We start from the raw sequence: 14,391 nt of genomic DNA, 5'->3' as shown, positions 1-14,391 counted from the left end.
GCAAGGATGCGCCCATTGAATTGAACACGGCCGGGTCGATGACCGGGTCGGTTGTAGCCGCTTAAGGACCGACGTTCCAATGTTGACCATCGCGCTTTCCAAAGGCCGCATCCTCGACGATACCCTGCCATTGCTGGCCGAGGCCGGTATCGTGCCGACCGAGAATCCGGACAAGAGCCGCAAGCTGATCATTCCAACCACCCAGGACGACGTGCGTCTGCTGATCGTGCGAGCCACCGACGTGCCGACTTATGTCGAGCATGGTGCCGCCGACCTCGGTGTGGCGGGCAAGGACGTGCTGATGGAGTACGGCGGCCAGGGCTTGTATGAGCCGCTGGACCTGCAGATCGCCCGCTGCAAGCTTATGACCGCAGGCGTGGTCGGTGCTCCCGAGCCCAAGGGTCGCTTGCGCGTTGCAACCAAGTTCGTCAACGTAGCCAAGCGCTACTATGCCGAGCAAGGCCGTCAGGTCGACATCATCAAACTGTACGGTTCGATGGAGCTGGCACCGCTGATCAACCTCGCCGACAAGATCATCGACGTGGTCGACACCGGCAACACCCTGCGCGCCAATGGCCTGGAGCCCCAGGACCTGATCGCCACGATCAGCTCGCGCCTGGTGGTCAACAAGGCGTCCATGAAGATGCAGCATGCCCGCATCCAGAGCCTGATCGACACCCTGCGTCAAGCTGTCGAATCGCGACACCGCGGCTGACTCGAACGCGCGACCTCTGCTGTCGCGCCCGTCTATCCGCGTCATAGCCACTTTTCTCGGGTGCCCGCGCGGATGGACTGGTAGCCTAGGGCGCCTGAGCATTCGCTAATAATCGAGGCCCTCGCCATGACCGTGTCCACTGCAATCGCCCGTCTCAACGCCGCTGATCCGGATTTCGCCCGACATCTGGATCATCTGCTGAGCTGGGAAAGTGTGTCCGATGACGCGGTCAACCAGCGCGTGCTCGACATCATCAAGGCCGTGCGCGAGCGCGGCGATGCGGCGCTGGTGGAATTCACCCAGCGTTTCGATGGTGTAGGTGCCACGTCCATCAACGACCTGATCCTTGGGCGTGAACGCCTGGAACTGGCCCTGACCCGCATCACCGACGCCCAGCGCACAGCCCTGGAGAAGGCCGCCGAGCGCGTGCGTATCTACCACGAACGGCAGAAGCAGGACTCCTGGCAGTACACCGAGGCCGACGGTACCGTATTGGGCCAGAAGGTTACCCCGCTCGATCGCGCCGGCTTGTATGTACCTGGCGGTAAAGCGTCTTATCCGTCGTCGGTACTGATGAACGCCATCCCGGCCAAGGTAGCGGGCGTGGCTGAAGTGGTCATGGTGGTGCCTACGCCGCGCGGTGAAGTCAACGAGCTGGTCTTGGCTGCAGCTTGCATTGCAGGCGTCGACCGTGTGTTCACCGTGGGTGGTGCCCAGGCGGTCGCGGCCCTGGCATATGGCACCGAGAGCGTGCCGCAGGTAGACAAGATCGTCGGCCCAGGCAACATCTACGTGGCCACCGCCAAGCGCCATGTGTTTGGCCAGGTCGGTATCGACATGATTGCCGGCCCTTCGGAAATCCTCGTGGTGTGCGACGGCCAGACGGACCCCGACTGGATCGCCATGGACCTGTTCTCGCAGGCCGAGCACGATGAAGATGCCCAGGCCATCCTGGTCAGCCCGGATGCCGAATTCCTCGACCGTGTGGCTGCCAGCATCGACAAGCTGATGCCAACCATGGAGCGCGCCGAGATCATCGAGAAGTCGATCAATGGCCGTGGCGCATTGATACAGGTGCGCGACATGCAGCAAGCCATCGAAGTGGCCAATCGCATTGCCCCCGAACACCTGGAGCTGTCGGTCGCCGATCCGCAGGCCTGGCTGGGACAGATCCGTCACGCCGGCGCGATCTTCATGGGCCGTCACACCAGCGAAGCGCTCGGCGACTACTGCGCCGGTCCCAACCATGTACTGCCGACTTCCGGTACCGCGCGCTTCTCGTCGCCACTGGGTGTTTATGACTTCCAGAAGCGTTCGTCGATCATCTTCTGCTCCGAGCAGGGCGCATCCGAGCTGGGCCACACCGCCTCGGTCCTGGCCCGTGGCGAATCGCTGACCGCCCACGCCCGTAGCGCCGAATACCGTATCCTGACCCAAGACAAGGGGAACTGAGCATGAGTCGATTCTGGAGCCCCTTCGTCAAGGACCTGGTGCCTTACGTCCCCGGCGAGCAGCCCAAGCTGGCCCGGTTGGTCAAGCTCAATACCAACGAAAACCCCTATGGCCCGTCGCCCAAGGCGCTGGAGGCCATGCGCGGCGAGCTGAACGACAACCTGCGGCTGTACCCGGACCCCAATGGTGACCGGCTCAAGCAGGCGGTAGCCGAGTATTACGGCGTAACCACTGGGCAGGTGTTCGTAGGCAACGGCTCGGACGAGGTGCTGGCGCACATTTTCCACGGCCTGTTTCAGCACGGCGGCCCGCTGTTGTTCCCGGACATCAGCTACAGCTTTTACCCGGTGTACTGTGGCCTCTATGGAATCCCGTTCGAGCCTGTGGCGCTGGATGAACAGTTCCAGATCCGTGTCGAGGACTACCAGAAGCCTAACGCCGGGATCATCTTCCCCAACCCGAATGCGCCGACCGGTTGCCTGTTGCCGCTGCAGGCAATCGAGCAGTTGTTGCAGGCCAACCGCGACTCGGTGGTAGTGGTCGATGAAGCCTATATCGACTTTGGTGGCCAGACGGCTATCAGCCTGGTGGACCGCTACGACAACCTGCTGGTGACCCAGACCCTGTCGAAGTCGCGCTCGCTGGCGGGCCTGCGGGTTGGCCTGGCGGTAGGGCACCCGGACCTCATCGAGGCGCTGGAGCGGATCAAGAACAGCTTCAACTCGTATCCGCTGGACCGTATGGCGATCGTCGGCGCCGCTGCGGCGTTCGAGGACCAGGCGTACTTCGAAGCCACCTGCCGCAAGGTGATCGACAGCCGTGAAGCACTGGTGGAGCAGTTGACTGCCAAGGGTTTCGAGGTGCTGCCATCGGCGGCCAACTTCATCTTCGCCCGCCACCCGCAGGAGGATGCGGCGCAGCTGGCGGCGCGTTTGCGTGAGCAAGGTGTAATTGTGCGCCACTTCAAGCAACAGCGGATTGCCCAGTTCCTGCGTATCACCATCGGTACACCAGAAATGAACCAGGCGCTGATTGATGCGCTGAGCTGATAATCAGTGGGGCCGCATAGCGGCCCCACTGATTTGGTTGGCGCGCTGATTTGATCTGCCATCCACGCTGACTTAACATACGCAAATTCATCGGATGATTGGTTGATTAGGCATGGGCAGTGAATTGGCCAAGCGATCTTTGGTAGAGCTCGCTGTGGAACGCATGCGTGAGCGCATCCTCCAGGGTGACTGGCGGGTAGGGCAGCGCCTGCCCACCGAGCCGGAGCTGGCCCTGGAGTTGGGCATCAGCCGCAATACCGTGCGTGAGGCCATGCGCGTGCTGGCCTTCAGCGGCCTGGTGGAAATCCGCCAGGGCGACGGCAGTTACCTGCGTACTTGCCAGGACCCGCTGCAGGCTGTACTGGCAATGTCCCGCTGCACGCTGGAACAGGCGAGGGAAACGCGGCACATCCTCGAAACCGAGGCGATAGGCTTGGCAGCACTGCGGCGTACCGATGACGACTTGCGTGCCCTGCGCATCGCGCTAAAGGGCAGCGCCGAGCATTTTCATGGTGATGTGGATGCTTATGTCAGTTGCGACCTGGCGTTTCACCAACGCCTGATCGACGCTGCACACAACCCGGCGCTTAGCGAGTTGTACCGCTATTTCTCGGGTGTCGTGGCTGCCGCGCTGCAGCACAACATGGCCACTGTTCCGCGCTGCCAGGCCACCTTCGATCTGCATGGTCAGATCCTCGACGCCATCGAACAACGCGATGCGGAGCGGGCCAAGTGCCTGAGCCGCACCCTCATCGAATCCTGACCACGAGAAGGCCATGGCTGAACCAATGACCCGTGACACACCTGCCCGCGAGCGCGAGCTGGATGAACTGCTGATTGATGCCGAAGCCGATGATGCGCAAGTGCAGGACCAGCCTGTGATGCTGCAGCGGCCTTGGTTGCTGTTGCTGGGCCTGGTACTGGTCGCCCTGAACCTGCGCCCGGCGCTGTCGAGCATGGCCCCGGTACTTGGCCTGGTCAGTGAAAGCCTGGGCCTTAGTGCCTCTCAGGCTGGGCTCCTGACGACCTTGCCAGTGCTCTGTCTTGGGCTGTTTGCGCCGCTTGCGCCGCTGCTTGCGCGGCGCTGGGGTAGCGAGAGGGTGATCCTCGGCATCTTGCTGACGCTGGCGCTAGGCATCGTTCTACGCAGTGCGATGGGTACAACCGGGGTATTTCTTGGCAGCATCATGGCCGGTGCCAGCATTGGCATCATCGGTGTGCTGTTGCCTGGCATCGTCAAGCGTGATTTTCCCAAGCATGCCGGCACCTTGACGGGTGTCTACACCATGGCCCTTTGCCTAGGCGCAGCCATGGCGGCAGGCGCCACGGTACCGTTGACCGAGCATTTGCACGGCAGCTGGGCCTTGGGCCTGGGTTTCTGGATGATCCCTGCACTGCTGGCCATGCTGGTCTGGTTGCCCCAGGCGCGCCAGGGGCATGGCCTGCACAAGGTGGCTTACCGAGTGAGAGGGCTGTGGCGCGATCCGCTGGCCTGGCAGGTGACCTTGTACATGGGGTTGCAGTCATCGCTGGCCTATATCGTGTTCGGCTGGTTGCCGTCGATCCTCATCGGCCGTGGTCTGAGCCCGACCGAAGCGGGCCTGGTGCTCTCCGGCTCGGTGATCGTGCAACTGGTCAGCTCGCTGAGTGCACCCTGGCTGGCCACGCGGGGCAAAGACCAGCGGCTGGCAATCGTGCTGGTCATGCTCATTACCCTGGCCGGCCTGTTCGGCTGCCTGTATGCGCCGCTGTCTGGCCTGTGGGGCTGGGCGGTGCTGTTAGGCCTGGGGCAAGGCGGTACTTTTGCCTTGGCGCTGACGTTGATCGTGCTGCGTTCCAAAGACGCCCACGTGGCGGCCAACCTGTCGAGCATGGCCCAGGGCGTGGGTTACACCCTTGCCTCCATGGGCCCCTTTGCGGTGGGCTTGGTACATGACATGACGGGCGGCTGGGCCGCAGTGGGCTGGATCTTTGCTGTATTGGGTGTGGGGGCCATCGTGTTCGGCCTTGGGGCAGGGCGGGCGCGGCATGTCAAAGTGAGTAGCGAAAGGCTCTGAAGTCTGCACTGATCCAGCCGGCATTCATGTTGCAAATGGGCATGGCATTGCCGGTGCCCACAGATTATCGTGCAGCTTTCCATTCCCAGGACGGGCCTGCCCATGAGCGACGCCAACCGTGACCTGATCACCCGCTTCTATCAGGCTTTCCAGCGTCTGGACGCCGAAGCGATGGTGGCTTGCTACAGCGAAGACATCGTCTTCAGTGACCCGGTTTTCGGTACCCTGCGCGGCCGTGATGCCGGTGACATGTGGCGTATGCTCACCACCCGGGCCAAGGATTTCTCCCTGACGTTCGACCAGGTCCATGCAGACGAGCGCAGCGCCTGTGCACATTGGGTGGCGACCTACCTGTTCAGCCAGACCGGCCGTACCGTGGTCAACGATATCCAGGCGCGCTTCGTCATCCGCGACGGGTTGATCTGCCAGCATGACGACAGCTTCGACCTGTGGCGTTGGTCGCGTCAGGCGTTGGGTGCACCCGGTGTGTTGCTGGGGTGGTCGCCCATGCTGCAGAACAAGGTGCGCCAGCAGGCGTTCAAAGGGCTGCGTGCGTTCCAGCAGGCGAACTGAGCGGTTAAGCTGTCGGCTTTGCAGCCAGGCACAAGCATCGTGAGCGACGTATCCGAGAACCCCATCTGCAAACCTTGGTATGTCTACCTGGTGAGGGCTGCCAATGGTTCGCTGTACTGCGGCATCAGTGATGATCCGCAGCGGCGTTTCGTAGCGCATCAGAAAGGGCAGGGGGCGCGGTATTTCAAGACCAGCCCGGCGCAGGCGCTGGTCTACGTCGAGCAATGGCCGGACAAGGGCGAGGCATTGCGCCAGGAGCGCCTGGTGAAGAAGTTGCGCAAGGCTGCGAAGGAGGCTTTGGTCGCCTCCTATACCAGCGGTTGATCAGTCCTTGCGACGCTTTAGCTGGTCTACCAGTTGCGTCGGCAGGCCTTTGATGATCAGTGTGCCCGCCACCTCGTCATACTCCACCTTGTCCCCCAGCAGGTGCGCTTCGAAGCTGATCGACAGGCCTTCGGCGCGCCCGGTGAAGCGGCGGAACTGGTTCAGGGTACGTTTGTCCGCCGGTATCTCGGGCGACAGGCCGTAATCCTTGTTGCGGATGTGGTCGTAGAAGGCTTTAGGCCGGTCTTCGTCGATCAGGCTGGACAGCTCTTCCAAGGTTACCGGCTCGCCCAGTTTGGTCTGGGTGGTAGCGTAGTCGACCAGGGTCTGGGTCTTTTCGCGTGCGGCTTCTTCTGGCAGGTCCTCGCTTTCAACGAAGTCGCTGAAGGCTTTGAGCAGGGTGCGGGTTTCGCCTGGGCCGTCGACGCCTTCCTGGCAGCCGATGAAGTCGCGGAAGTAATCCGAAACCTTCTTGCCATTCTTGCCCTTGATGAACGAGATGTACTGCTTGGAGTTCTGGTTGTTCTTCCACTCCGACAGGTTGATACGTGCCGCCAGGTGCAACTGGCCGAGGTCCAGGTGACGCGAGGGCGTCACATCCAGTTCGGCGTTCACCGCCACGCCTTCGCTGTGGTGCAGCAGAGCGATGGCCAGGTAGTCGGTCATGCCTTGCTGGTAGTGGGCGAAAAGGATGTGGCCGCCGGTGGAAAGGTTGGATTCTTCCATCAGCTTTTGCAGATGCTCGACGGCAACGCGGCTGAAGGCGGCAAAGTCCTTTTCCTGTTCCAGGTACTGCTTTAGCCAGCCGCTCAGCGGGTAGGCGCCGGATTCGCCGTGGAAGAAGCCCCAGGCTTTGCCCTGCTTGGCGTTGTAGCTGTCGTTAAGGTCGGCCAGCAGGTTTTCGATAGCGTCCGATGCGCCCAGCTCGGTATCCCGTGCATGCAGCACGGCGGGGCTGCCATCGGGCTTCTTGTCGATCAGGTGAACGATGCAATGACGGATTGGCATGGAATTCTCGGTCAGTCGTGGGCGGCCAGGCGCCGCGCTGCAAAAGTTGTGAAGTTTACCCCAGACGACAGGTGATGCAGTGGCCGGATGTTGGCAGAAATGCCGGTTGTTGTTTTTTTGTTCAATTTTTTGCGAATTTGGCTAAAACCCCCGAAAAACCTGCACTAAATTGAAGCGGGCAGCGGATATTTATCCATTCCTGTGGTAGCTTTGCGCGGTCTTGCGCACCTCGGGTGGCGCATTGCTGGCAGCGCGCTTGCTCCGTGTCGAACCAAACGCCGATTTACGCATCTACATGCCCGATTGGCGCGGCCCTCCAGACTTCAGGGGCTGGCCCGATAACGTCGTAGAGCGCTGCATAACCACTGAATTTGATAGGGAAGGAACACCACCATGGCATTGACCAAAGACCAACTGATTGCCGATATCGCCGAGTCGATCGCTCAGCCGAAAGCCACCGCCAAAAACGCTCTGGAGCAACTGGGCCAGATCGTTGCCGACCAGCTGGAAAACGGCGCTGAAATCACCCTGCCAGGCATCGGCAAGCTGAAAGTCTCCGAGCGTCCTGCCCGTACCGGCCGCAACCCTTCGACTGGCGCTGCCATCGAAATCGCTGCCAAGAAAGTCGTCAAATTCGTGCCGGCCAAGTCGCTGACCGACGCTATCAACAAGTAATTCGTTGATGCATTGACCAAACCGCGCCCGGCTTGCCCGGGCGCGGTTTTTTCATGCCTGTGATTTGCGTCGCTCGTTCCAGGCCTGCCGTTGGCTATGGTCGTGGAAGCTCCACGCGACCATACGGCTCTGTTTCTGCCCCTGGCCCATCTCAACGATACGTACGGCCTTGACGCCGGCTTTTTTCAGCGCCGCTTCGATGCCGGGCAGGTTGCTGGCCTTGGACACCAGGCTGGTGAACCACAACACCTGTACAGCGTACTGTAGGCTTTCGCCAACCAGCTGGCTGACGAAGCGGATCTCGCCACCTTCACACCACAGCTCGTTGTTCTGCCCGCCGAAGTTGAGCACGGGCAGCTTGCGCTTGGGGTCCTGTTTGCCGAGGTTCTTCCACTTGCGCTGGCTGCCACGGGTGGCTTCCTCGCGTGAGGCGTGGAAGGGCGGGTTGCACAAGGTCAGGTCGAAGCGTTCGTCTTCCTCGAGCAGGCCGCCGAGAATGAGTTTGGCGTTGTTCTGCTGGCGTAGTGCGATGGCTTTGCTCAGGCCATTGGCCTGAACGATTGCCTTGGCCGAGGCTAGTGCCACCGGGTCGATGTCCGAGCCGAGGAAGCGCCAGCGGTAATCGCAGTGGCCGAGCAGCGGGTAGATGCAGTTGGCGCCCACGCCAATGTCCAGGGCGCGCACCTGAGCGCCTTTGGGCACTTCGCCAGCGTTATCCTCGGCCAACAGGTCGGCGGCTACGTGGATGTAGTCGGCGCGGCCGGGTATCGGCGGGCACAGGTAATCTGCGGGAATGTCCCAGTGCTGGATGCCGTACTGGGCCTTGAGCAAGGCGCGGTTGAACACCCGCACGGCTTCGGGGTTGGCGAAATCGATGCTGGGTTTACCGTGGGGGTTAGTGATGGTGAAGCGAGCCAGGTCCGGGTGGGCCTTGATCAGGCTGGGGAAGTCGTAGCGCCCCTGATGGCGGTTGCGCGGGTGCAGGGTGGGTTTCTGGGTCATGCTTGAATCCAAATGGGCATCGCTGGCCTGTGGCCGCTGCGCGGCCCTTTCGCGACACAAGGCCGCTCCTACAGGATAGCGGTGCCGTTGAATCCGGCATCAAATCTGTAGGAGCGGCCTTGTGTCGCGATCGGGGGCTTAGCCCCCGCCGGTCAGTCAGCGATGTAACTGTTACAGCGCAGCGATCCGCGCATGCTGCTCGGTGAAGTTGGCCAGGGCCTGCTCGGACTCGGCCAGCTTGGCGCGTTCCTTCTCGATCACCGCAGGCGGTGCCTTGTCGACGAAGGCGGCGTTCGACAGCTTGCCGCCGACGCGTTGCACTTCACCTTGCAGGCGCTGGATTTCCTTGTTCAGGCGAGCCAGCTCGGCGTCCTTGTCGATCAGGCCGGCCATCGGCACCAGCACCTGCAGATCGCCCACCAGTGCGGTGGCCGAAAGCGGCGCTTCGTCGGCCTCGCCGAGCACGGTGAACGACTCGACCTTGGCCAGCTTCTTGAGCAGGGCTTCGTTTTCCTGCAGGCGGCGCTGGTCGTCGGCGTTGGCGTTCTTCAGGAACAGTGGCAGGGGCTTGCCCGGGCCGATGTTCATTTCGGCGCGGATGTTACGCAGGCCTACCATCAGTTCCTTGAGCCATTCGATATCGCCTTCGGCGGCGGCATCGATGCGGCTTTCGTTGGCCACTGGCCACGGCTGGAGCATGATGGTCTTGCCGTCGATGCCTGCCAGCGGCGCGATGCGCTGCCAGATTTCTTCGGTGATGAACGGCATGAACGGATGAGCCAGGCGCAGCGCCACTTCCAGCACGCGCACCAAGGTGCGGCGGGTGCCGCGGGCGCGCTCTACCGGAGCGTTTTCGTCCCACAGTACCGGCTTGGACAGCTCCAGGTACCAGTCGCAGTACTGGTTCCAGATGAACTCGTACAGGGCCTGGCTGGCCAGGTCGAAACGGAACTGCTCGAGCTGGCGGGTTACTTCGGCTTCGGTGCGTTGTAGCTGCGAGATGATCCAGCGGTCGGCCAGCGACAGCTCGTAGGCTTCGCCGTTCTGGCCGCAGTCCTCGCCTTTGTCCAGCACATAGCGGGCGGCGTTCCAGATCTTGTTGCAGAAGTTGCGATAGCCTTCGACGCGGCCCATGTCGAACTTGATGTCGCGGCCAGTGGAGGCCAGCGAGCAGAAGGTGAAGCGCAGGGCGTCGGTGCCGTAGCTGGCAATGCCTTCCGGGAACTCGGCCTTGGTCTGCTTGGCGATCTTCTCGGCCAGCTTGGGCTGCATCATGCCGCTGGTGCGTTTTTCCAGCAGGGCGTCCAGGGTGATGCCGTCAACGATGTCCAGCGGGTCAAGCACGTTGCCCTTGGACTTGGACATCTTCTGGCCCTGGCCGTCACGTACCAGGCCGTGCACATACACGGTCTTGAACGGAACCTGCGGGGTGCCATCCTCGTTCTTGATCAGGTGCATGGTCAGCATGATCATCCGGGCAACCCAGAAGAAGATGATGTCAAAGCCTGTGACCAGCACGTCGGTGGAGTGGAATTTCTTGAGGAATTCGGTCTGCTCCGGCCAGCCGAGGGTGGAGAAGGTCCACAGCCCCGAGCTGAACCAGGTGTCGAGCACGTCGTCGTCCTGGCGCAAGACCACGTCGGCGCCCAGGTTGTGCTTGGCGCGCACTTCGGCTTCGTTGCGGCCGACATAGACCTGGCCGGCCTCGTCGTACCAGGCCGGGATCCGGTGGCCCCACCACAGCTGACGGCTGATGCACCAATCCTGGATGTCGCGCATCCAGGAGAAGTACATGTTTTCGTACTGCTTGGGCACGAACTGGATGCGGCCATCTTCAACGGCAGCAATCGCAGGCTCGGCCAGCGGTTTGGTGGAGACGTACCACTGGTCGGTCAGCCATGGCTCGATGATGGTGCCGGAGCGGTCGCCCTTCGGTACTTTCAAAGCGTGGTCGTCGATGCTGACCAGCAGCCCCTGAGCGTCCAGGTCGGCGACGATCTGCTTGCGCGCGACGAACCGGTCGAGGCCGGCGTACTGGGCGGGCAGGCGGGTGTCGGCTTGCTCATTGACGCTGCCATCGAGGTTGAATGCCTGGGCGGCGGGCAGCACCAAGGCGTTCTTGTCGAAGATGTTGAGCAGCGGCAGGTTGTGGCGCTTGCCCACTTCATAGTCATTGAAGTCATGTGCCGGGGTGATCTTCACGCAGCCGGTACCGAACTCGGGGTCGCAGTAGTCATCGGCGATGATCGGGATGCGACGGCCGACCAGTGGCAACTCGACGAACTTGCCGATCAGTGCCTGGTAGCGCTCATCGTTCGGGTTGACCGCTACCGCAGCGTCACCCAGCAGGGTTTCCGGGCGGGTGGTGGCAACCACCAGGTAATCCTGGCCGTCGGCAGTTCTGGCACCGTCGGCCAGCGGGTAGCGCAGGTTCCACAGGTGGCCCTTCTCGTCATGGTTTTCCACTTCGAGGTCGGAGATGGCCGTGTGCAGCTTGGTGTCCCAGTTGACCAGGCGCTTGCCACGGTAGATCAGGCCGTCTTCGTGCAGGCGCACGAAGGCTTCCTTGACCGCTTCGGACAAGCCGTCATCCATGGTGAAGCGTTCGCGGCTCCAGTCTACCGACGAGCCCAGGCGACGGATCTGCCGGCTGATGTTGCCGCCAGACTGCTCTTTCCATTCCCAGACCTTGTCCAGGAAGGCGTCACGGCCGAGGTCGTGACGGTTCTGGCCCTTGGCTTCGAGCTGGCGCTCGACCAGCATCTGGGTGGCGATACCGGCGTGGTCGGTACCCGGCTGCCACAGGGTGTCGCGGCCCTGCATGCGACGGAAACGGATCAGGGCGTCCATGATCGCGTTGTTGAAACCGTGGCCCATGTGCAGGCTACCCGTCACGTTCGGTGGCGGGATCATGATGGTGTAGGACTCACCTGCACCTTGTGGAGCGAAATAGTTTTCGGACTCCCAGGTGTTGTACCAGGAAGTTTCGATGGCGTGCGGCTGGTAGGTCTTATCCATGCGCGGCGGGACCCTGTGCATTTATTCGGGAAAGCCGGGAAGTATAACGGAGCTGCGAGCTTCAAGCGACAAGCTGCAAGACCTATGGACACTCTTGGCGGGGTAAACCCGCAAAGAGTGCGCCGCGATTGTCAAGGCTTATTCAGAACGCTTGATCAGCCGCTCGATGCGTGCATCGAGCCGGCGCTTGATCTCGGTTTCGATATGCGGGGTGAAGTCGTTGATCACGTCCTGCATGATCAGCTGGGCGGCGGCGCGGAGCTCGGCTTCCAGGTGCAGCAGTGTGTCCTGGCGGCGGGTCTGCGGGTCTTCTTCGGGTTCTGCTTCGGCTGGTGCTGCAGCCGGTTCAGGTGCTGGCAGGGTGTTGCCGGCCGGGGTGTCGAGCAGCAGCGGAATCTGTTCCACCGTCTCGGTGAGCAGTGGTGGTTGCAGGTCGGCGTCGCCCAGCAGCTGGCGGATCGACTCAAGGTCGTCAAGCAGATGGGCGGAATCGGGTAGGGCGGAAGGCTTGTCCATCGTCGTCAAAGTCGCTGTAAGCGGTGGTCTTGCAGAGCATAGCCCTGTTCGCGGTAGAAACGGAATCGTTCGCGGGCCGATTGGCGGATATCCGCTTGCTCGACAACGATTTCGGCAACCCGCTCGAATTGCCCGACAAAGCCGGGCACATCAGCGCCCAGGTTTATCAGAAGGTCCCGATGCTCGCCGGCGTTGTCGGCCAGACCCAGGGCCACTGTGGCGTCGGCATGTGCCTCCGCCAGGTCGTGGGGTACGAACGCTTCGCCCTTGAAGCGCCACAGGCGTTGGTCCAGCTCGCTGCGCTGCTCGGCGTCCTGGCAATGCAGGTAGACCCGGTGGCCGAGGCGCCAGGCCTTTTCGCACAGCTTGCAGGCGAAATCCAGCCGTGCCGACAGCGAGTCGGTGGGCAGGATGTAGAAATCGACTTTACTCATGGTTCGCTCTGCCGGCCGGTGACGCCTTGGGGCGTCACCGGCCTCACGGCATCAGGCGCTGGCGCGGTCGAGCAGGTATTGGGTGAGCAGCGGCACCGGGCGGCCAGTGGCTCCCTTGTCCTTGCCCCCGCTGACCCAGGCGGTGCCGGCGATGTCCAGGTGCGCCCAGTTGTAGGCTTTGGCGAACCGCGACAGGAAGCAGGCGGCGGTGATGGTGCCGGCCTTCGGCCCACCGATGTTGGCGATGTCGGCGAACGGGCTGTCCAGCTGCTCCTGATACTCATCGAACAGCGGCAGCTGCCAGGCGCGGTCGTCGGCGCGCTTGCCGGCGTCGAGCAACTGGCCGATCAGCTCGTCGTTGTTGCCCAGCAGCCCTGCGGTGTGGCTGCCGAGGGCAACGATGCAAGCGCCGGTCAGGGTCGCGATGTCGATCACCGCCTGTGGCTTGAAACGTTCGGCGTAGGTCAGTGCATCGCACAGCACCAGGCGGCCTTCGGCGTCGGTGTTGAGGATTTCAACGGTCTGCCCGCTCATGGTGGTGACGATGTCGCCCGGCCGGGTGGCGTTGCCGCTCGGCATGTTCTCGGCGCAGGCCAGGATACACACCAGGTTGATCGGCAGCTTCAGTTCAAGCACGGCGCGCAGGGTGCCGAACACGCTGGCGGCGCCGCACATGTCGTACTTCATCTCGTCCATGCCGGCACCGGGCTTGAGGCTGATGCCGCCGGTGTCGAAGGTGATGCCTTTACCGACCAGCACGAACGGTTTGTCGCTCTTCTTGGCGCCCTGGTATTGCAGGACGATCAGGCGTGGCGGCTGTTCGCTGCCCTGGCCGACTGCGTAGAACGCGCCCATGCCCAGGTCCTTGATCTTCTTCTCGTCGAACACTTCGACCTTGAGGCCTTTGTGAGCCTTGCCCAGCTCCTTGGCCTGCTCGGCCAGGTAGCTTGGGTGGCAGAGGTTCGGCGGCAGGTTGCCCAGGTCGCGGGTGAAGGCCATGCCGGTGGCGATGGCGGTGGCGTGCCGTGCCGCGCGCTCCACTTCGGTCAGGCCGGCCTTGTCGGCCAGCAGGGTGATCTTTTTCAGGGCGCGTGGCTCGGCTTTCTGGCTCTTGAAACGGTCGAACACGTATTCGCCATCAAGCAGGGTTTCGGCCAGCAGGCGATATTTGCCGTAGTGGGCATCACGGTTGCTGACGGCGATGTCGTCCAGTGCCAGTACTGCGTCGCTGCCGTTGAGGCCTTTCAGCACGCCGGCAACGCTGGTGACCAGTTTGCGCCAGGCGCGGTCACCGAGGGCTTCGTCCTTGCCGCTGCCCACCAGCAGTACGCGCTCGGCCTTAAGGCCAGGCAGGTTTTGCAGCAGCAGCGTCTGGCCTGGCTTGCCGGCCAGGTCGCCACGCTTGAGCACGGCACTGATGGCGCCGTCGGTGGCCAGGTCGACAGCTTTGGCAACGGCGCCGAGCTTGCGCCCTTCGCCGACCGGTACGACCAGGGTGGCGGTTTTTACGGATGCAGCAGCTACGCTTTTTACAACCAGTTCCATGTCAGGGTCCCCGAATGATCTGT

General features: G+C 62.4%; 14 protein-coding genes. 8 read left to right on the top strand and 6 right to left on the bottom strand.

Annotation, left to right across the window (positions count from 1 at the left end):
- Nucleotides 1-79 precede the first annotated feature (79 nt).
- The 7 genes from hisG (at nucleotide 80) to ACW4TB_RS12155 (ending at nucleotide 6,170) form a co-directional block, all read left to right on the top strand.
- Nucleotides 80-715: an ATP phosphoribosyltransferase gene (hisG, locus tag ACW4TB_RS12185; protein ID WP_012316063.1), complete on the top strand. Its 636-nt coding sequence runs from the start codon at nucleotides 80-82 to the stop codon at nucleotides 713-715.
- Between the two features lie 126 nt (nucleotides 716-841).
- Nucleotides 842-2,167 carry a histidinol dehydrogenase gene (hisD, locus tag ACW4TB_RS12180; RefSeq protein WP_012316062.1) on the top strand — a complete coding sequence of 442 codons (1,326 nt, stop codon included), beginning with the start codon at nucleotides 842-844 and terminating at the stop codon, nucleotides 2,165-2,167.
- A gap of 2 nt (nucleotides 2,168-2,169) precedes the next feature.
- Nucleotides 2,170-3,216, top strand: coding sequence for a histidinol-phosphate transaminase (gene hisC, locus ACW4TB_RS12175; RefSeq protein ID WP_012316061.1), 1,047 nt, complete (start codon nucleotides 2,170-2,172; stop codon nucleotides 3,214-3,216).
- Between the two features lie 112 nt (nucleotides 3,217-3,328).
- Nucleotides 3,329-3,979 (top strand): FadR/GntR family transcriptional regulator, encoded by a 651-nt coding sequence (locus ACW4TB_RS12170; RefSeq protein WP_012316060.1) that lies wholly within the window; start codon nucleotides 3,329-3,331, stop codon nucleotides 3,977-3,979.
- Nucleotides 3,980-3,992: 13 nt separating this feature from the next.
- Nucleotides 3,993-5,273 (top strand): CynX/NimT family MFS transporter, encoded by a 1,281-nt coding sequence (locus ACW4TB_RS12165; protein WP_012316059.1) that lies wholly within the window; start codon nucleotides 3,993-3,995, stop codon nucleotides 5,271-5,273.
- A gap of 102 nt (nucleotides 5,274-5,375) precedes the next feature.
- Complete coding sequence (locus ACW4TB_RS12160) at nucleotides 5,376-5,846, top strand: nuclear transport factor 2 family protein (protein WP_012316058.1); 471 nt, start codon at nucleotides 5,376-5,378, stop codon at nucleotides 5,844-5,846.
- 39 nt (nucleotides 5,847-5,885) lie between these two features.
- A complete protein-coding gene (locus ACW4TB_RS12155) occupies nucleotides 5,886-6,170 on the top strand; it encodes a GIY-YIG nuclease family protein (protein ID WP_012316057.1) in 285 nt (94 codons plus the stop codon).
- Here ACW4TB_RS12155 and yejK read toward each other — a convergent pair whose 3' ends face one another.
- A complete protein-coding gene (yejK, locus tag ACW4TB_RS12150) occupies nucleotides 6,171-7,178 on the bottom strand; it encodes a nucleoid-associated protein YejK (RefSeq protein ID WP_012316056.1) in 1,008 nt (335 codons plus the stop codon). It abuts the gene before it with no gap.
- Between the two features lie 393 nt (nucleotides 7,179-7,571).
- Here yejK and ACW4TB_RS12145 point away from each other — a divergent pair, with 393 nt between their 5' ends.
- Nucleotides 7,572-7,853 (top strand): HU family DNA-binding protein, encoded by a 282-nt coding sequence (locus ACW4TB_RS12145; RefSeq protein WP_012316055.1) that lies wholly within the window; start codon nucleotides 7,572-7,574, stop codon nucleotides 7,851-7,853.
- Nucleotides 7,854-7,904: 51 nt separating this feature from the next.
- On the opposite strand, the gene rlmF is transcribed toward ACW4TB_RS12145, so the two are convergent.
- The 5 genes from rlmF to ACW4TB_RS12120 form a co-directional block, all read right to left on the bottom strand.
- Nucleotides 7,905-8,855 (bottom strand): 23S rRNA (adenine(1618)-N(6))-methyltransferase RlmF, encoded by a 951-nt coding sequence (gene rlmF / locus ACW4TB_RS12140; RefSeq protein WP_012316054.1) that lies wholly within the window; start codon nucleotides 8,853-8,855, stop codon nucleotides 7,905-7,907.
- A gap of 171 nt (nucleotides 8,856-9,026) precedes the next feature.
- Nucleotides 9,027-11,873: a valine--tRNA ligase gene (locus ACW4TB_RS12135; RefSeq protein ID WP_012316053.1), complete on the bottom strand. Its 2,847-nt coding sequence runs from the start codon at nucleotides 11,871-11,873 to the stop codon at nucleotides 9,027-9,029.
- A 138-nt stretch (nucleotides 11,874-12,011) separates the two neighbouring features.
- Entirely contained in the window at nucleotides 12,012-12,389 is a 378-nt protein-coding gene (locus ACW4TB_RS12130; RefSeq protein ID WP_012316052.1) for a hypothetical protein, read from the bottom strand.
- A 5-nt stretch (nucleotides 12,390-12,394) separates the two neighbouring features.
- On the bottom strand, nucleotides 12,395-12,823 hold the full coding sequence (locus ACW4TB_RS12125) for a DNA polymerase III subunit chi (RefSeq protein ID WP_012316051.1): 429 nt from the start codon (nucleotides 12,821-12,823) through the stop codon (nucleotides 12,395-12,397).
- 51 nt (nucleotides 12,824-12,874) lie between these two features.
- Complete coding sequence (locus ACW4TB_RS12120) at nucleotides 12,875-14,368, bottom strand: leucyl aminopeptidase (protein WP_254466387.1); 1,494 nt, start codon at nucleotides 14,366-14,368, stop codon at nucleotides 12,875-12,877.
- Between the last annotated feature and the right edge of the window lie 23 nt (nucleotides 14,369-14,391).

The sequence above is a fragment of the Lelliottia jeotgali genome (genome assembly GCF_977070485.1).
This window is presented reverse-complemented; position numbering and strand designations above follow the sequence as displayed.